Source organism: Dyella terrae (assembly GCF_004322705.1).
GTDB classification, from domain to species: Bacteria; Pseudomonadota; Gammaproteobacteria; order Xanthomonadales; family Rhodanobacteraceae; genus Dyella_D; species Dyella_D terrae.
Map to the genome: position 1 here is coordinate 1,925,336 of NZ_SIZZ01000001.1, position 18,472 is coordinate 1,943,807.

16 protein-coding genes are annotated in these 18,472 nt (G+C 64.1%); 5 read left to right on the forward strand and 11 right to left on the reverse strand.

All coding sequences use genetic code 11. The features are described from left to right. The first annotated feature begins 61 nt into the window (after nucleotides 1-61). Both EYV96_RS08620 and EYV96_RS08625 read left to right on the forward strand, forming a co-directional pair. Nucleotides 62-2,890 carry a valine--tRNA ligase gene (locus tag EYV96_RS08620; protein ID WP_131151016.1) on the forward strand — a complete coding sequence of 943 codons (2,829 nt, stop codon included), beginning with the start codon at nucleotides 62-64 and terminating at the stop codon, nucleotides 2,888-2,890. A gap of 108 nt (nucleotides 2,891-2,998) precedes the next feature. Then, nucleotides 2,999-4,327 carry a S41 family peptidase gene (locus EYV96_RS08625; RefSeq protein WP_131151017.1) on the forward strand — a complete coding sequence of 443 codons (1,329 nt, stop codon included), beginning with the start codon at nucleotides 2,999-3,001 and terminating at the stop codon, nucleotides 4,325-4,327. A gap of 1 nt (nucleotide 4,328) precedes the next feature. Here the strand turns inward: EYV96_RS08625 and rimI are convergent, their stop codons facing one another. The 3 genes from rimI to pssA are packed head-to-tail and all read right to left on the reverse strand — an operon-like array spanning nucleotide 4,329 to nucleotide 6,078. Next, the gene (gene rimI / locus EYV96_RS08630) at nucleotides 4,329-4,820 is read right to left on the reverse strand and encodes a ribosomal protein S18-alanine N-acetyltransferase (protein ID WP_131151018.1); all 492 of its coding nucleotides are present in this window, start codon (nucleotides 4,818-4,820) and stop codon (nucleotides 4,329-4,331) included. Continuing rightward, nucleotides 4,820-5,296: a P-loop NTPase family protein gene (locus EYV96_RS08635; protein ID WP_338068490.1), complete on the reverse strand. Its 477-nt coding sequence runs from the start codon at nucleotides 5,294-5,296 to the stop codon at nucleotides 4,820-4,822. The genes rimI and EYV96_RS08635 overlap by 1 nt, the downstream gene beginning before the upstream one ends. 5 nt (nucleotides 5,297-5,301) lie before the next feature. Then, nucleotides 5,302-6,078 (reverse strand): CDP-diacylglycerol--serine O-phosphatidyltransferase, encoded by a 777-nt coding sequence (pssA, locus tag EYV96_RS08640; RefSeq protein ID WP_131151020.1) that lies wholly within the window; start codon nucleotides 6,076-6,078, stop codon nucleotides 5,302-5,304. Nucleotides 6,079-6,251: 173 nt separating this feature from the next. Between pssA and EYV96_RS08645 the strand changes: the two genes are divergently transcribed. From EYV96_RS08645 to EYV96_RS08655, 3 genes are all read left to right on the forward strand, one after another. Beyond that, nucleotides 6,252-6,680, forward strand: coding sequence for a DUF4124 domain-containing protein (locus EYV96_RS08645; RefSeq protein ID WP_131151021.1), 429 nt, complete (start codon nucleotides 6,252-6,254; stop codon nucleotides 6,678-6,680). Between the two features lie 111 nt (nucleotides 6,681-6,791). Beyond that, a complete protein-coding gene (locus tag EYV96_RS08650) occupies nucleotides 6,792-8,498 on the forward strand; it encodes a proline--tRNA ligase (RefSeq protein WP_131151022.1) in 1,707 nt (568 codons plus the stop codon). 282 nt (nucleotides 8,499-8,780) lie between these two features. Further along, complete coding sequence (locus EYV96_RS08655) at nucleotides 8,781-9,104, forward strand: H-NS histone family protein (RefSeq protein WP_131151023.1); 324 nt, start codon at nucleotides 8,781-8,783, stop codon at nucleotides 9,102-9,104. A gap of 72 nt (nucleotides 9,105-9,176) precedes the next feature. On the opposite strand, the gene EYV96_RS08660 is transcribed toward EYV96_RS08655, so the two are convergent. From EYV96_RS08660 to EYV96_RS08695, 8 genes are all read right to left on the reverse strand, one after another. Continuing rightward, nucleotides 9,177-10,496, reverse strand: coding sequence for a threonine/serine exporter family protein (locus EYV96_RS08660; RefSeq protein ID WP_131151024.1), 1,320 nt, complete (start codon nucleotides 10,494-10,496; stop codon nucleotides 9,177-9,179). Between the two features lie 65 nt (nucleotides 10,497-10,561). After that, a complete protein-coding gene (locus tag EYV96_RS08665; RefSeq protein ID WP_205746113.1) occupies nucleotides 10,562-11,011 on the reverse strand; it encodes an NfeD family protein in 450 nt (149 codons plus the stop codon). A 61-nt stretch (nucleotides 11,012-11,072) separates the two neighbouring features. Further along, entirely contained in the window at nucleotides 11,073-12,020 is a 948-nt protein-coding gene (locus EYV96_RS08670) for an SPFH domain-containing protein (protein WP_131151025.1), read from the reverse strand. Between the two features lie 115 nt (nucleotides 12,021-12,135). Continuing rightward, entirely contained in the window at nucleotides 12,136-13,518 is a 1,383-nt protein-coding gene (locus EYV96_RS08675; RefSeq protein WP_131151026.1) for a sensor histidine kinase, read from the reverse strand. 25 nt (nucleotides 13,519-13,543) lie between these two features. Beyond that, nucleotides 13,544-13,837, reverse strand: a complete 294-nt coding sequence (locus EYV96_RS08680) for a hypothetical protein (RefSeq protein ID WP_131151027.1) — start codon at nucleotides 13,835-13,837, stop codon at nucleotides 13,544-13,546. A gap of 77 nt (nucleotides 13,838-13,914) precedes the next feature. Then, entirely contained in the window at nucleotides 13,915-15,252 is a 1,338-nt protein-coding gene (locus EYV96_RS08685) for a sigma-54-dependent transcriptional regulator (protein WP_131151028.1), read from the reverse strand. Between the two features lie 106 nt (nucleotides 15,253-15,358). Continuing rightward, a complete protein-coding gene (locus EYV96_RS08690) occupies nucleotides 15,359-17,179 on the reverse strand; it encodes a DUF885 domain-containing protein (protein WP_131151029.1) in 1,821 nt (606 codons plus the stop codon). A 71-nt stretch (nucleotides 17,180-17,250) separates the two neighbouring features. After that, the gene (locus EYV96_RS08695; RefSeq protein WP_131151030.1) at nucleotides 17,251-18,465 is read right to left on the reverse strand and encodes an ABC transporter permease; all 1,215 of its coding nucleotides are present in this window, start codon (nucleotides 18,463-18,465) and stop codon (nucleotides 17,251-17,253) included. Nucleotides 18,466-18,472: the final 7 nt, after the last annotated feature.

Genomic DNA, 18,472 nt, shown 5'->3' on the forward strand with positions numbered 1-18,472 from the left:
AATTGCTCCTTTGACGCCCCTTCCGCGCCCGTTTCCCGGGCGCGCGCCATTGCGAGCCCCCATGGACAAGAGTTTCGAGCCCCGCCAGATCGAGTCGACGTGGTACAGCCGCTGGGAAGCCAGCGGAGATTTCCAGCCGTCCGGTCGTGGCGAGCCCTACTGCATCCTGCTGCCCCCGCCGAACGTCACCGGCACCCTGCACATGGGCCATGCCTTCCAGCAGACGGTGATGGACATGCTGATCCGCTACCAGCGGATGCGTGGCATGAACACGCTGTGGCAGGTGGGTACCGACCACGCCGGCATCGCCACGCAGAAAATCGTGGAGAACCAGCTCGGCGCCGAGAACAAATCGCGCCATGACCTGGGCCGCGAGCCCTTCGTCGAGCGCGTCTGGCAGTGGAAGGAAGAATCCGGCTCCACCATCACCAACCAGATGCGTCGCCTGGGCGTGGCCGCGGACTGGTCGCGCGAGCGTTTCACCATGGACGAGGGCCTGTCCTCGGCCGTGCGCAAGGTGTTCGTCGAGTGGTATCGCGCGGGCCTGATCTATCGCGGCAATCGCCTGGTCAACTGGGATCCGGCGCTGCAGACGGCCGTGTCGGACCTCGAAGTGAACAACGTCGAGCGCGACGGCCACCTGTGGTCCATCCGCTACCCGGTGAGCGGTAGCGACGAAAGCCTCGTCGTCGCCACCACGCGTCCGGAAACCATGCTGGGCGACGTCGCCGTAGCCGTGCATCCGGAAGATGAGCGCTATCAGCACCTGATCGGCAAGATGCTCGACCTGCCGTTGAGCGGTCGCCAGATTCCCGTCATCGCCGACGATTACGTCGATCGCGAGTTCGGCACCGGCTGCGTGAAGATCACGCCCGCGCACGACTTCAACGACTACGCCATCGGCCAGCGCCACAACCTGCCGCCCATCGAGATCTTCACGCTCGACGCCAAGGTCAACGGCAACGCACCGGCGAAGTACCAGGGCCTGGATCGCTACGACGCGCGCAAGATGGTGCTCGCCGACCTCGAAGCGCAGGAGCTGCTGGTTGAAACCAAGCCGCACAAGCTGCAGGTGCCGGTGAGCCAGCGCTCGGACGCCGTGATCGAGCCGATGCTGACCGACCAGTGGTTCGTCGACCTCACTTCGGACGTCCAGAAGGACGGCCGCCCCGGCGGTCGCAAGGCCATCACCGAACCGGCGCTGGATGCCGTGCGCGGCGGCGAGATCAAGTTCGTGCCGGAAAACTGGTCCACGACATACACGCAGTGGCTGGACAACATCCAGGACTGGTGCATCAGCCGCCAGCTTTGGTGGGGCCATCGCATCCCGGCGTGGTACGACGAAGCCGGCAACATTTTCGTCGGTGAAGACGAAGCCGATGCGCGTGCGCACGCCACGATCACGCCGGTGGGCGAACTGCGCCAGGATGAAGACGTGCTCGACACCTGGTTCAGCTCCGCGCTGTGGCCCTTCTCCACGCTCGGCTGGCCGGCCAACGGCCCGGTGACGAACGAGCGCGGTGAAGTCGTCGCGAACTGGGAGATGGACAAGATCTTCCTGCCCAGCGCGGTGCTCGTCACCGGCTTCGACATCATCTTCTTCTGGGTCGCGCGCATGGTGATGGCGACCAAGTACTTCACCGGCAAGGTGCCGTTCCGCGAGGTGTACATCAACGCCATCGTGCGCGACGCCGAAGGCCAGAAGATGTCCAAGTCCAAGGGCAACACCCTTGATCCGCTGGACCTCATCGACGGCATCGAGCTGGAGCCGCTGGTCACCAAGTCGACGAAGTCGCTGTTGATTCCGCAGGTGCGCGAGAAAGTCGAAAAGCGCATCCGCAAGGATTACCCGGCCGGCATTCCGGCGATCGGTACCGACGCGCTGCGCTTCACCTTCGCCGCGCTCGCCAGCTACAGCCGCACGATCAACTTCGACATCAAGCGTGCCGAAGGCTACAAGGCGTTCTGCAACAAGCTGTGGAACGCCGCGCGCTTCGTACTGATGAACCTGCCCGAAGGCGAGCTGCCGGCACCGGCGGGCGCGCCCGTGACGGAAGCCGAGCGCTGGATTCTCACGCGCCTCAGGCAGACGCTGGTCGAGGTGGAACAGCACTTCGTCACCTACCGTTTCGACATGCTCGCGCAGGCGCTGTACGAGTTTGTCTGGAACGAGTACTGCGACTGGTTCCTGGAGCTGTCCAAGCCCGCGCTCAATGGCGACGATGCGGCAGCCGCTGCCTCCACCCGTCACACGCTGGTGGTGGTGCTCGAGGCCGTGCTGCGCGCCCTGCATCCGATCATTCCGTTCATCACGGAAGAGATCTGGCAGTCGGTGGCACCGAAGCTCGGGATCGCGGCCGACGGCATCCTGAGCCAGTCGTGGCCCAAAGCCAGCGAGATCGCCAGCGACGATGCCGCCACGGCAGAAATCGAATGGTTCAAGCAGGTGCTCAGCGGTATTCGCCGTATCCGCGCCGAGATGAACATCGCGCCGGGCAAGGTCATCCCGCTGCTGCTCGCCGACGGCGACGCCAGCGATCGTGCCCGCACCGCCAAGTTCGCCACGCAGATCAGCTTCCTCGCCCGCGTGGAGGCACCGCAGTGGATCGAATCCGGTGCCGATGAACCCGCAGCCGCAGCCGCCGTGGTCGGTTCGTTGCGCGTGCTGATTCCGCTGGCCGGACTGATCGATCTTGGTGCCGAGAAGGCGCGTCTCGCCAAGGAGATCGCCCGCATCGAAACCGAGATCAAGAAGTGCGAAGGCAAGCTCAGCAACGCGAACTTCGTGGCCAACGCGCCGGCGGAAGTCGTCGCGCAGGAGCGCCAGCGCATCGCCGACTGGGGCACCCAGCTGACGGCATTGCGGGATCAGTCGACCAAGCTCGGCTGATCGACGAAGGCCGGCCAGTGCCGGCCTTCACCCGGACGAATGTCCCATGTCCGTCAACGCGATCCTGCGTAAGCTGCTCTCCTGACATCATCGGGGGAGCAGTACGACATGAAGTCCGCTTTCACACGTTCGACGCTGGCCGTTGCCTTGCTTGCCACCGCCTTGGGCGCTTCTGCGCAGGCACAAACGACGGACTTCGGCCCTGATGCCGCACACGTCTCGATCGAAACGCGCATGCGCGTCGCCGCGACGATCAAAGAATCGGTAGCGACGTATTTCGCACACTGGCAGGCCGTGCCGGAGCTCGATTTCGACAAGGCGTTCGACGAGTACGTGACGCAGATCGCCCGAACGGACGATCGCCGCGCCTTCGATCTGGCGACCATGACGCTGATCGCCAAACTCGGCAATGGCCACACCAACTTCCGCGACAAGTGGCTCAGCCAGCAATCCGGGCCAGCTACGGGCCTGGCCATCGATGTACGCGACGGCCAGTGGCTGGTGATCAACTCACAGCGCGCGTCCGTGCCGGCCGGATCGGTGATCACCAGCGTCGATGGCGAGCCGATCGAGACCTTCTACGCCAAACACCGCGACGCCATCGCCGCCTCGACCGAACGCGCAAGACGCGGCAAGCTCTTCAACATCCCCGAGTTCTTCCCCATGCAGTTCAAGCTGGGGCTCGGCGACGGGCGCACCGTCACACTCAATCGCAAGGACAAGCCGGGTTTCTGGAACGAACCACCGGTGCCGAAGCAACTTCCCGAAGGCGTTTACTACACCAGCATTCCGCAGTTCGGCCAGCCGAAGTTCGAGAATGACGCTATCGCCTTCGTGCAGGCCCATGCCGACGCGAAGGCTCTCATCATCGATGTGCGCGGCAACGGCGGCGGCAATACGCCGGCAAAACTGCTCGATGCGCTGATCGTGAAGCCATACACCGGCTGGGCCGAGATGTCGGCCATGTCGGTGGGGCTACTCAAGACGTACGGCGCCTTTGTCGACCAGGTGTCGGTCAAGGACGATGCGGAGTTCCATGGTTTCGCCGACGGCATGCAAAGTTATTTCCGTCGTCCGATGCTCTACGCACCCGGTGCCCTCGTACGCCCCGGCAAGCCGGTCTACACCGGCAAGCTCATCGTGCTGATCGACCAGAACTGCGCCTCGGCCTGCGAAGACTTCGTCATGCCGCTGAGGGCGACGAAACGCGCGACGCTGATCGGCGACACGACCTACGGCTCCTCGGGCCAACCCAGGAGCATCGATTTCGGCAACGGCATGAGCATGCGCATCGGCGCCAAGCGCATGCTGCTTGGCGACGACTCGAAGTTCGAAGGCGTGGGCATCGAGCCGGATCTTCGTCTGGTAACAAGCGCCGAGCAGCTGCGTCGTGGCGAAGACCCCGCCCTGGCAGCGGCGCTTGCCGCTACCGAATAGGTCATGAACCGAGGCCGCCCTCTCGGGCCGACGGAACATCGAGCGCCATGACGATCGCGTCTTCCCGGCCATCGTGGGCCGGGTAATAGCGCGGGCGCCGGCCGATCTCGGTGAAACCCATCGAGTCGTAGAGCTTATGCGCCGTGTCGTTGGACGGACGCACTTCCAGGAACACGCGCTGCGCGCCGTGCCAGCGCGCGATGTCGAGCAGGCGCTTGAGCAGGTGACGGCCCAGTCCCAGACCGCGATAGCCGGGACCGATGCAGACATTAAGCACATGGGCTTCGCCCGCTGCCACCGACAGCACGCCGTATCCGGCCATGTCCTCGCCCACCCACAGCACCCAGCACGGATGCCCCGCCTTCAGGCAGTCCGCGAAGATGCCCAGGGTCCAGGGGAATTCGTAGGACGCGGTTTCCATGGCGGCCACGCCGGGAAGGTCTTCCTTGCGCATGGCCCGGATTTCGGCCTGCGGTCGGGCTACCGCCACCATCAGTCGGTCTGCCTGGCCAGAGCGCGGCGAAGCGTGCGCAGCGCATTCCACAGCCGGCGTTTGGCGGCCGGCGAACCTACCAGCGCAGCGGGTTCGTCCGCCAGCACGATGTGCGCCTGCTGCAGCAAGGCCGCCGGGAGTTCACGTCCCAGGGCGTGTGCCTGCGCTTCGCCGAAGGCCAGATAAGCTTTGGCGGCAGGCACGGAGGGGAGCTTTCCTTCACGCACTTCCAGGCGAGCCGCGCGAGCGACGACGGCCCCGCACGCATGCAAGGCGCGGCTGAGCACGTCCAGCGCGCGTGGATCGCTGCCGGCCGGCAGCAACACGACGCAGTCACCATGCGCAGCCTCGACGACGGCGGCCGCGGGTCCGGGCGCCGGCACGTCGTCCGCCGGAACGGCAGTCCGCAACACCCACGGCGTCACGCCCAACGCACGAAGGGCACGGGTTCGCTGATCGACGGGAGCTGCGTTCATGGCATTCATGCGGGCGTGCGGCGACGGCGACGCGTGGCACGCCCCCAAAGGGTCATCACGGGTCCGGACAACAGGTACAGCGTAAATACCACGAAAAGCACCCGCGGCGGGTCGATCACGAACGGCACCAGCACCAGCACCGCGACGATGATCCACAGGAAGGGCACGCGATCGCGGTCGCCCATCGGCAGCGACTTGAAGCTGTAGTAACGGAAGCGGCTGACCATCAGCAGGCCCACCACCACCGCCAACACCGGGGTGATGTACCAGACCTCTTCGCCAATGATGCCGAACTTGTCCATCGACCAGACGAAGGACATGCACACCGCCGCCGCGGCCGGACTGGCCAGGCCCTGGAAGTAGCGCTTGTCGACCACGCCGACCTGGGTGTTGAACCGCGCCAGGCGCAGGGCGGCGCAGGCTGCATAGATGAAGGCGGCGGCCCAGCCGATCTTGCCCCAGGTGGGGCCGAAGTCCTTCAAGGTCGACAGCGACCAGTTGTACATGACCAGGGACGGCGCCAGGCCGAAGCTCACCAGGTCAGAAAGGGAGTCGTACTGGACGCCGAATTCGCTTTGCGTGCCAGTGGCCCGGGCCACCCGACCGTCCATGCCGTCGAGCAACGCGGCTACGAACACGGCAATGGCCGCATCGCTGTAATTGCCGCCGATGCTCGCCACGATGGCGTAGAAACCGGCAAACATAGCCCCGGTGGTCACCAGGTTCGGCAACAGGTAGATACCCCGATGTCGGGGCGGGCGGGCGGTGGTGCTCTCGCTCATGAAGCAATCCGTGGCGGTATGCGCCCAGTGTAAACCATCGCCCGGGGCAGCCCGGCCCCTCCCTTTCCGCGACCGGGATGGCACCTTTGAAGAACCATGAAGTGCGTCCCTTGAGTCCCGCTCGACGCGGTGTTAACAAGGGCGCCATCTTTCAGGACCTGCCGGAGACCCCCATGCGCCGCCTGCTTACCGCCGCCGCCCTGTTGTTGCTTGCCCCGCTCGTCATGGCCCAGGCGTACAAATGGACCGACGCCAACGGCACCGTCCATTACTCGGACAACCCGCCGCCGGCCGGCACCAAGTTCAAGCGCATGAACACGGCCTCGGGCACCCCGACATCCGGCACGCCCGCCACGCCGCCGCCGGCCACCAGTACGGCCAGGGCCGATGCCAGGCCGGCGGAAGCCAAGCCGATGTCCGATACCCCGGAGAATCGCCAGAAGCTCTGCGCCAACCTCCGCGAGAACCTGGCCATGCTGCGCGGCAAGCAACCGCTGCTCCTGCAGGAGAACGGCCAGCAGAAGACCGTCGACGACGCTCAGCGAATCAACCAGATCGCGCTGGCCGAGGAACAAGAAAAGCAGTACTGCTCCGGCAAGTAAGGTCCACGGTGGCGCAGGGAATGGCAAGGCGGCCATTCCTTGCGCACGCGCCGCAATCCGGCGCACCCCACCGGCTATAATCGGCATCTTTCGACGCCGGAACCCCGCCCCATGCGCCTCAGCCAATTCCACCTGGCCACCGTCAAGGAAGTCCCCGCCGATGCCGAGATCGCCAGCCATCAGTTGATGCTGCGCGCCGGCATGATCCGCAAGCTGGCCGCCGGTCTTTACACCTGGGCGCCGCTGGGCCTGCGCGTGATGCGCAAGGTGGAGCACGTCGTTCGCGAAGAAATGAACCGCGCCGGCGCCATTGAAATCCTGATGCCGACCGTGCAGCCGAAGGAGCTGTGGGAAGAATCCGGCCGTTGGGACAAGTTCGGCGATCAGCTGCTCAAGCTGAAGGATCGCAAGGAGCAGTCGTTCTGCTACGCGCCGACGGCCGAAGAAGTCGTCACGGATTTCGCGCGCAACGAGCTGAAGAGCTACAAGCAGCTGCCGGTCAACTTCTACCAGATCCAGACCAAGTTCCGCGACGAGATCCGCCCGCGCTTTGGCGTGATGCGCGCGCGCGAATTCATCATGAAGGACGCCTACTCCTTCCACCTGTCGCAGGAATCCCTGCAGCAGACCTATGACGCCATGTACCAGGCCTACACGCGCATCTTCACGCGCCTGGGCCTGAAGTTCCGCGCGGTGCAGGCGGATACCGGTGCGATTGGCGGCAATGCCAGCCACGAGTTCCAGGTGCTGGCTGATTCCGGTGAAGACGCGATCGCGTTCTCGGACGGTTCGGATTACGCGGCCAACATCGAAAAGGCCGAGGCACTCGCGCCGAGCGGCACGCGCCCCGCCGCCACCGCTGAATTGCAGCGCGTCGATACGCCCACGCAGAAGTCCATTGAAGACGTGGCCGCTTTCCTCAAGGTCAGCCCGCAGCAGTGCCTGAAGACGCTGCTGGTACGCGGAAGCGAAGGCCTGGTGGCGCTGTGCCTGCGCGGCGACCACGAAGTGAACCTGGTGAAGGCCGGCAAGCTGGCCGAAATGCCGGGCGACTCCGTGCTCGCCAGCGAAGAAGAGATCCTCGCCGCCACCGGCACCCGTCCCGGCTTCATCGGCGTGGTCGGTCTGCCGGCGAACATTCCGGTCATCGTCGACCGCGATGCCGCCCTGCTCGCCGATTTCGTCTGCGGCGGCAACGCCGACGGCACGCACTACGTAGGCGCCAACTGGGATCGCGACGCGCGCATGACGCGCGTGGAAGACATCCGCAACGTGGTCGAAGGCGACGCCTCGCCGGACGGCCAGGGCACGTTGCGCTTTGCCCGTGGCATCGAAGTGGGCCACGTCTTCCAGCTCGGCCAGAAGTACGCCCAGGCGATGGAAGCCACGGTCCTCGACGAGCAGGGCAAGAAGCAGGTCATGACGATGGGCTGCTACGGCATCGGCGTCAGCCGCATCGTGGCGGCCGCCATCGAACAGCGCCACGACGACGCCGGCATCGTGTGGCCCGAAGCGATGGCGCCCTGGCGCGTCGCCGTTTGCGTCATCAATCCGAAGAACAGCCCCGAGATTGCCGAAGCCGCCGAATCCCTGCACCGCGAACTGACCGTGCGTGGCGTGGAGTCGGTGCTCGACGATCGCGGCCTGCGCCCGGGTGCGATGTTCGCCGACATGGAACTGATCGGCATCCCGCATCGCGTGGTCGTGAGCGAGCGTGGCCTGGCTGCCGGCACGCTGGAATATCGCGCCCGCGACGAAGCCGAAGCGCGCGCCATTACGCGCGACGAGCTTTTCTCGATTCTCGATCCGACCGCCTAATGCTCGCCCAGGCTTGATTCGGAAATCCCGTTAGGAAACGGCCGCATAATGCGGCCGTTTTCATATCCAAAATACGACATTATTAATCTTGCACTCATTCTCGCTTTCCGGTCATTAATTGGAAATATCCGAGAAAGTTAAGACAATCATAATCCCCGGTATTAGCAGGCTACTTTGCAATTGCGGTTTCATTCGTACAGAATCGCAGAGCCATTAGACGCTGTAACCAGTTTAAAGAATATATTTTCACGCATTGGCTCATGGACTTCCCGGGAGATAGTCATGGCAGTAGACATCAAGAATCTCAATCACAACCAGCTCAATGACCTGATCAACAAAGCCACCGTCCGCCAGCAGGAACTGCGCAAGGAAAAGGTGTCCAAGCTGCGTGAGAAAATCCACGCCCTGATCAAGGCCGAGGGTTATACATTCGAGGACATCTTCGGCCAGGGTCGCGTCAAGGTACGCAAGTCCGGCGGCATCGTTCCGCCGAAGTACCGCAATCCGGCGTTGCCGGAACAAACCTGGTCCGGTCGTGGCAAGCGTCCGCGCTGGTTCAACGACGCACTGAAAGGCGGCAAGAAGGAAAAGGATCTCCTGATCTGACTTCCGCCAATCAGGATTGCGAAAACGCCGGCATGAAGCCGGCGTTTTCGCATCCGGACATCCGGTTTGCGATCACAGCGAACGACGTGGCGGCACCATGAGATCACCGAACAAAAGACCCGCTACCAGTGAAATCAGCAGCGTTACCAGCAGGACGCCCGTATCCAGCCCGAGTGAGGCGTCGCGTTCCAACAGATAGGACACACTGCGAAAACCCACGCTTCCGGGCACCAGCAGGATGATGCCCGGCTCGCGAATCACCGCGCCTGGTCGATGCGCATAGCGCGCATAGACATTCGCCAGCGCGCTGAGCATGAAGCCGCCGAGGAACACACCGAAAGGCGCCGCCGGCAACGCGCCGGAAATCGCACCACCCCAGCGGGTCGCGAGATATCCGAGCACGACCGCCGCCATCACTACCAGCCAGTCCCGCCGCGCTGCACGGAAGGCAACAGCGAAGGCGAATGCCGCCACGATGAGCGCCGGATAATCCGTCCACGCGGGCAGCGGCGGCAGCAGGAAGTCGCGCGGGTAGATGCCGAAAGCCGCACACAACTGGGTACCGGCCACCGTGCCGAAGGTCAGTTTCAGCAAGGTTGCAACCGCGCCACCCATGCGCGCCATGCCAGACACCAGATGCTGGCTCGAAATCTCGCGTACGGCCGTCGTGAGCGCCATACCGGGCAACAGCACGATCAGGCTCGCCAGAACCACCGACTTGATCGCCAGCGGAATCACGAACGCGCTGACCATGATCGCGAACACGGTACCCACCAGCGCACTGATCGCCTCGCTGGCCACGGCCAGTCGTGGCCGCGTCGCCGAGAGCACGGTAATCGTGCCGATAATCAGGCCGATGACGGCGGCCGTCAGCAGGTCGGGCCAGGCACTGTGCAACAGCAGGGCAACCACGCTGGCGGATGCCAGACCATAGCTTGCGATGACGCCAGCCTGCTCGCGTTTCGTGTCAGGCCTGCCCAGCTCGCGAAGAAGGCGAAAGCCTTCGCGCATATCCAGTTCACCGGCAATCACCTGGTCCGCGATCTGATCGGCCTGACACAGGCGCGCCAGATTGACGTCACCAGGCGACAGACGCATCACCTGGGTCACCTGCGCGATACCTTCGTCACCCTGCCCCATGTCCGCGAAGGAGATGATCAGCGCCGTCGGGCTCGACCAGACCTCGGCAGTCATGCCCAGCCGCTGCGCCGAGCCAGAGATCGCCATTTCCAGGCGCGGCGCGGACGTGCCGTACTGATGGAGCCGTCGCGCCAGCTCAACCAGAAAGGCGATACGGGTATTGAGTGCCGTCGTCGCAAACTGCGACGTCACCTTCGCCACAGTGGGCGCGGTGGGCAAGGACGATGGCGTGGAGGTGCTGGGCAAACTCATGGCGCATTCTTACCCGGATCGCCGCGGCTTGAATACGTTTGGCCGTCCAGACCGGGAACCCATGCTCACCCGGGCGCCTTCACCCTGAGCGTGTTGCCATCCACCGAAACCACTTCCACCGTCGCACCGACGGGGAGGTCCGGTCCGCTCACGGTCCAAAGCGTGTCGCCCACGCGGGCACGGCCGCGGCCATTGACGATGGCTTCCGCGAGCACGTAATGCTGGCCGATGCTCTGTTCGCCACGGCGGTTGAGGCGCGCATCGCCCGGTTCGCGTGCCTGCAGGCGCGGTCGTACCAGGTACCAATAGCCCGCGCAGGACAGGAAGGCGAAGACGCCGAAAAGCACGGCCTGCGTCAGCAGCCCCAGGCCCGGCAAGACCAGCATGGCCAGGCCCGTGAACGCCGCGCCAATGCCGATCCACAACAGGAAATAGCCCGGCAACAGGGTCTCGGCTGCAATCAGCACGAGGGCCAGGATCCACCACAGATAGTGCAAGCCCAGGTCGTTCAACATGAAACGCTCCGCATGTGTTCGTGTCCACGGCTCGCGCCGCCCCCTTCCCAGACGCGAAGACTCAACGCGGCGGCGCGCGACGCGCGGCCGTCGTCTCCTGCTGCTGGGACAGTGACTCCTTGGCCAGTTCGGCGATGCCTGCCAGCGAGCCGAGTACGCCGGTGGCTTCCATCGGCAACAGCAGCATCTTCTGGTTCGGCGAATGCGCCATTTCCTTCAGCGCCTCGACGTACTTGTTGGCCACGAAGTAATTGAGCGCGTTGACGTCGCCGCTCGCGATGGCGTCGGACACCAGCTTGGTCGCCTGCGCTTCGGCCTCGGCCAGACGGATGCGCGCTTCGGCCTCACGAAAAGCGGCCTCTTTCTTGCCATCGGCTGCCAGGATCGTCGACTGCTTTTCGCCGTCGGCACGAAGGATCGCCGACTGGCGCAGACCTTCCGCCTCGAGAATCTGCGCGCGCTTTTCGCGTTCGGCCTTCATCTGGCGCGCCATGGAATCCACCAGGTCGCGCGGCGGCGCAATGTCCTTGATCTCGATGCGGTTGACCTTGACGCCCCACGGATGGGTCGCCTCGTCCACCACGTTCAGCAGCTTCGCATTGATCGCGTCACGCTGGCTGAGCGATTCATCCAGGTCCATCGAACCGAGCACGGTTCGGATGTTGGTCATCACCAGCGCCAGCGCTGCCTGTTCGAGGTTGGCAACTTCATACGCCGCCTTGGCCGCATCGAGCACCTGGTAGAACACCACGCCGTCCACGCGCACCACGGCGTTGTCCTTGGTGATGACGTCTTGCGAGGGGACATCCAGCACCTGCTCCATCATGTTCATCTTGCGGCCGATGCCGTAGACCATGGGAATCAGGAAATGCAATCCGGGCGTCAGCGTCCGCGTGTATTTGCCGAAGCGTTCCACGGTCCACTCGTAGCCCTGCGGCACGATGCGCACCAGTTTCGACAGCACGATGACGACAGCAATGACGACAACCAACGCAAGCAACTGACCCATTCCCCTGACTCCTGTCTCTGATGGCAGGCGGAGTATAGGCGAGTCCCGCGAATATCAGCGTTAGGCTTTCATGTCGGACGCAAGAACGCGGCCGTATGGTCCGCCGTGCCCGGTCTCAGGCCTGCTTCAGAGGCAGCAGCAAGCTGACCCGCAGACCGCCGTCTTCGCGATTGGCCAGCGTGATGCGGCCGCCGTGCGCCTCGGTGATTTCCCGCGCCAGCGCCAACCCCAGGCCGGTACCCGAACGCTTGGTCGAGTAAAACGGCAACAAGGCTTGCGCGAGGACGGTTTCGCTCATGCCCGGCCCGCGATCGGCCACCTCGATGCGCACATCACGGCCGATCACGGCCAGTGAAATACTGACGCCGTCTTCGGCACTGCCGGATTCGTGGGCGTTCTTCACCAGGTTGATCAGTACCTGCTCGATCTGCCCGGCATCGAACCAGCCGTTTTGCTCCGGCAGGCTTCCGGTCAGGATGAAGCGGCAATGCAAGGCCAGGCTTTCAAGGAATGGCTGCCACCGGATTTCCACCGGCTGCGGCGCGGGCAACTTCGCAAAACTGGCGTAGCCGGCAATGAACCCGTGCAAGTGTTTTGCGCGCTCACTGATGGTGGCAAACACGCCCGGCAATCGCGCGGTATCGCCGCGTCGCGCCAGCTCGGCGCCCGAGTGCGCCAGCGAGGAAATCGGCGCAAGCGAATTGTTGAGCTCGTGGCTGATGACGCGGATCACGCGCTTCCACGTCGCCACTTCCTGGCGCGACAGTTCGCGCGTCATGCGCCGGAACAGCTGCAGGCGATGCGGCCGGCCCTGCAGCCGGAAACTACGCTGGGACAGATGGAACGTTTCCTCGCTGCCATCCATCTCGACGGTCAGCAAGGCGTCTTCACCGCTCTTCACCGCGCGGCGCAGGGCTTCCGGCGACGTCTCGATCAGCTCGTTGAAGTCGAGGCCGTGCAGCGTGCGGCCTTCATTGAAAAGATGGCGCGCGGCAATATTCGCGTAGGTGACGCGCCCGCTCGCATCGGTGAGCACCAGGGCCACCGGTGTGTTCTGCACGACGGTATCGAGCAACAGCTCGCGCTGTGCCAGATGCTGGCGCTGCTCGCGCAGGGTCTGGCCCAGCGCGTTGTGCATGCGGATCAGCTTGCCCAGTTCATCGGTGCGCGTCGCGGCGATCGAAAAGCTGAAGTCACCATCGCGATAGCTGGTGACGGCGCCTTCCAGCGCACGCAGCAGCCGGTTGAGCGGACTCATGACGCGATCCGCCAGGAAAATGGACAGCAACAGGGCAATGCCGGCGCTCACCAGCAAACCCGTCCACACACTCATGTGCGCCGGTGTTTCAAGGGTGACGCCCAGGTCCTGCCGGATCCACTGGAGGATCATCGGCAACGGCCATTGCGTCACGCCGATGAAGATCAGCGCGCCGGAGACATAGGCGAGGAACAGCAGTAGCGCCAGGCGCGTTTCGAGCGTATTGAGGCGACGCAGCACGCCAAGCTCCCCGGAAAAGTTCAGGTCAACGGCACGTGGAGGCCGTGGGATTTTGCTGGCACAACGTTTGCGGACGTCCATTCGGACGGTGCTGCGACTCCACGCTGATCCGGCGGGAATCGTCCTTCGGTTTGAAATGCGACTCCTGACTGACGTCGCGAACGGATGCCGGGGTGCTCTGGTACGTCACGCTGCTGGCACTCACCGGCGCGGACCAGGTATCGCGCTTGCTGCTGGCCTGCGGCGCCGTCTGCGCGCCCGCGCAAAACGAGGCGGCAACCAGGAGGAAGGCCGGGCCAGCGAACATCGGCATGCGCATGGTCAGACATCCTGGTGGCGGCGTTGACCGGCATCTTGATATGCCGGCCATCGTCGAGGCAAATGTCTTATGGCACGTCAGCTCGTGGCCAGCCCGTAGCGCTCCATGCGACGGTACAGCGCCTGCCGCGAAAGCCCCAGCGCCTGGGCCGCGCGACTGACCACGCCCTCGGCCTTGTCCAGGGCGGCCTCGACGGCCTCCTTGCTCGGCTCGTCCAGGTTACGGTTGGACACCACCGGCGACTGCGGCAGGTTGAGCTGCTCCGGATTCACCCGGCCGTCGGTCGCCAGGAGGGCCGCGCGCTCGATGGCATTCTTCAGCTCACGCACGTTGCCGGGCCACGAATAGGTCAGCAGCGCCTCGCGGGCGGCATCGCCCAGCTCGGCGCGTCCGTCGAGGAAGAATTCCGCCAGTGGCAGGATGTCATCCGTGCGCTCGGACAGCGGCGGCAGATTCACCTCGATCACGTTGAGGCGGTAGTAGAGATCTTCGCGGAACGTGCCGGCGCGGATCATGGCCTTGAGGTCGGCATTGGTGGCGCTGAGCACGCGCACCTTCACCTGGCGCGTGCGACCGGACCCCAGGCGCTCGAACTGCCCCGTTTCGAGCACGCGCAGCAGTTTCACCTGGCCCGACAGCGGCAGGTTGCCAATCTCGTCCAGGAACAGCGTGCCGCCGTCAGCCAGCTCGAAGCGGCCCTCGCGCGCCTTGTTGGCACCGGTGTAAGCGCCGGCTTCCGCACCGAACAGCTCCGCTTCGATCAGCTCGCCCGGCAATGCACCGCAGTTGACCGCAATGAAGGTGCCGCGCCTGGCCGGCGAATTGGCATGCACGATGGCCGCGATGCGCTCCTTGCCCGCGCCGTTCGGACCGGTGATCAAAACCGGCACTTCGGAACGGGCCACCTGGCAGGCGAGCTCCAGCGTGCGCGCCATGGCTTCGGAGGCGAATACCAGACCGGTCAGGTCGTAACGACGCTGCAGGTCCTCGCGGCGACGACGACGCTCGTTGCGGGCACGCGCGACCTCACGCGTGGACTCGGACAGCTCCAGGAGGTTTTCCACGGTGGCGAGCAATTTGGCGTCATCCCAGGGTTTGGCCAGGTAATCGGCCGCACCGGCCTTCACCAGCTCCACGGCCGTCTCCAGGTGGGTCCATGCGGTCAGCAGGATCACCGGCAGGTCGGTATGGCGTTGGCGGAGGGCGCGGAACAGCGCGATGCCCTCCTCGCCCGACGTAGTGTCGGCCGTGAAGTTCATGTCCTGGATCACCACGTCGATGCGTTCGCGCTCGAGCAGCTCCAGGCCCTGTTCCGGCGTCAGCGCGGTCAGCGGGCGGATTTCGTGCAGGGACAGGGCCAGCGACAGGGCTTCGCCCACCGCCGGGTTGTCGTCAATGATCAGGACTGTGCGCATCGGACTCTTTGGCATGCCGGTTTGGATGCATCGTGCCGGCAAAACGTTGCTATGACTATTGGCCCAGTGTCGTTCAGGGAACGACAGGGACGTAAACCCCTGTCGTTCAGGGGGCAACCTGGGAATTGACCCGTGTGTTTTTCGGCCGGCGGCCGCCCTTCGAATCCTCGATCCAGGCGTTGATCCGCTCCTCAAGCACGTCCAGCGGCAACGCCCCACCGCCCAGGACATGGTCATGGAAAGCCCGGATGTCGAAACGATCGCCCAGCTCAGCCTTGGCGCGATCGCGCAGCGCCAGGATCTTCAGCTGACCCATCTTGTAGCCCAGGGCCTGGCCCGGCCACGCGATATAGCGATCGGTCTCGGCCTGAATATCCGGCTCGTCGTCGCTGGAATGCGCATGGAAGAAATCGACCATCTGCTGCCGCGTCCAGTGTTTGTAGTGGACGCCCGTATCGAGCACCAGACGATTGGCGCGCAACAACTCATCGCAAAGGCGGCCGTAGTCCGACAGCGGATCGCGATAGAAGCCGATGTCCTTGCCCAGGCGCTCGGCATAGAGCGCCCAGCCTTCCTGGTAAGCGTTGTAACTGGCCTGCTGGCGAAACGTCGGCAGGTTCGGCAGCGTCTGCGCGATCGAAATCTGCATGTGATGGCCGGGAATGCCTTCGTGATACGCCGTCGATTCGATGGTGAGAATCGTGCGGTGTTCGACATCGCCGGTATTGATGAACACCTGGCCCGGACGCGAACCGTCCGGCGTGCCCTGGTGGTATTCGGCGGCCGGCGATTCGTCTTCGCGATAGGTCTCGACCGGCACCACTTTCACTTCGGTCTTGGGCAGCACACCAAAGAGCTTGGGCAACTCCGGCTCCATCTGCGCGACGAAGCCGCGATAGCGATTGAGCAGGTCCTCCCGTGATTTGGGATGCAGCGATGCGTCGGTTTTCAGAGCCGCGCGGAAACTGGCGAGATCCGGATAACCCTTGGCCTTCGCAATGGCCGTCATCTCGTCTTCGATGCGTTTGACCTCAGCCAGGCCGATCTCATGGATGCGCTCCGGTGTCTCGTGCGTCGTCGTCATCAGCTCGACGTTGAGGCGGTACATCGCATCGCCATTGGGCAGCTGCCAGACGCCCGGTTCAGTGCGACCGTAAGGCGCGTAGTCCTTGCGCACGAAGTCGCCAAGCTTGCGATACGCCGGACGCACCTTGGTATCGATGGCCTTGACGATGGCGTCCTGCAGGCGCTTGCGATCAGCGGCGGAGATGCTCGCAGGAAACTGCTTCAACGGCTCGGCAAACGCATTCTGGGGGCCCGCCGGCTTGGCTATACTGTCGATCTGGCCGGCCACGGCATCCAGCAGATAGCGCGGCTGCATGAGGCCATCGCGCTTGCCCTGCTGTGCCATGGCGGTGACCTGGGCCAGCACGTCCGGAATGGCATTCAGACGCGCAATGTAGTCGTCGTACTGTTTGGCGTTGTCGAACGGGATGGAGCTGACGAAGCCGGGCAACGACAGCTGCACGCCATTCAACTGATCCAGCGGCATTTCATGCAGTTTGGCGTCGTAGCTGCGGATCGCGTCCTTGAGTTGGCGAACCATGAGCTCCTGGTTCAGTCGCTCGTCGTCGCTGAAGCCCGTGGCGTCGATGGCTTCGAAGCGCTGCAGATACTGTTCGTTGAGCTTGCGCTCCTTCGCCGCGAATTCGGGCGAATAGTCGCTCCAGCGCGTGTTGTAGCGGAGGTCGCCCAGAAGCGTCGCCGTCTCAGGCGACACCGCCAGTTCGTGCTGCCACTGCTCATCGAGCAGGGTATGCAGCGCCTTCACCCGCGCTGCCACATCCGGAGAGCCCGACTGGGCGAATGCGGCCGCACAGGCCAGGGCCAACCCACTCGTGCAAAACGCGCGCAACGCATGCTTCATGACGAACCTCGCAGGGAAACGGGACGGACGCAGGCAGAGTCCCCACCCTGCCTGCGCCGCCGCGCATGGTTTCACACCGAGCGCGTCGCTACCACCGGCGGGACTGCCGCCGCCCGCATGGCAGGCCCAAGCACGGCCAGCTGGCCGAGCCCCCACAGCACTGCCGCGCCCAACGGCAAGTAGAACAACGGCAAGCGCGGCAGTTCGTACAGGTGCATCAGGGTCAGGTTCAGGCCATAAGCCATGAACATGCCCAGCGCGATGCCGCCTGTGACGATCAGGAAATTTTCTGTCTGGAAGTAATGCAGGATGTCGCCCCGCGTCGCGCCGATGGCACGGCGGATACCGATCTGCTTGCGGCGCTGTTGTACCCAGAAGCTCGCCAGGCCCACGATGCCCAGAGCCGTCACCAGCAACAGGGCAAAAATCACGCCGATCAGAATACCCGCCATGGTGCGGTCCTGACGGAAGTAGTAGTGACGCAGATCGCCCAGGCTCTTGCTGTAATCCTGATCGAGCACCACGTCCGGCGCGATGGTGGCAATACTGTCCTTGGCCTGGCGCATCACCCGTTCGAGATCGCCAGGGGCGGCTTTGATCAGATAACTGCCAGCCAGGAAACGGCCCGAGCCACCGGGTACGAAGACCGACCATTCACTACCCACACCCGTCATCCCACCGGGCTGAGGCACCGTGAAATGATCGACGATGCCGACGACCTGATAGCGCCAGTCGCCCGAGTACAAGAACTTACCCAGCGGGTCTTCGCCCGGCCAAACGTGTTCGGCGAACGCACGTGTGGTGACCACCGGGGCCGCATGCGGAAGCAAGTCGTTGAACGTCTGGTATTCGTCCACCGTCGGCTTGCGACCGGCCACCAGACGCAGGCCAAGCGCGTCAAAGCTGCCGGGGCCACCGAGGTACATTTCGACGACACCGGCGCGCGTCTTCCCATCCACATCGCGCATGACACCCATGGTGCCGCGGCGACGGCCGAAGGGGATCGAGTTTAGCTGCGTGACCGACTGCACGCCGGGGATGCTACGCAGACCGGTCAGAATGCGTGCATTGAGATCCGTTGCCTGATTGTCTTCATAACCGTCGATCTGAATCGTTCCAAGCGACGCTTCTTCCACGCCGCTGTCGATCTGCATCATTTCGATGCGATGCACGATGAGGAAACAGGCGTTGCAGAGTACCGCGCAGGCGAGCGCAATCTCGAGCGCGATCAGCAGGGTCGCCAGGCGGTGTTTGCGCAGTGCGCTGAGTATGGGCTTGATATGCATGTCGCCC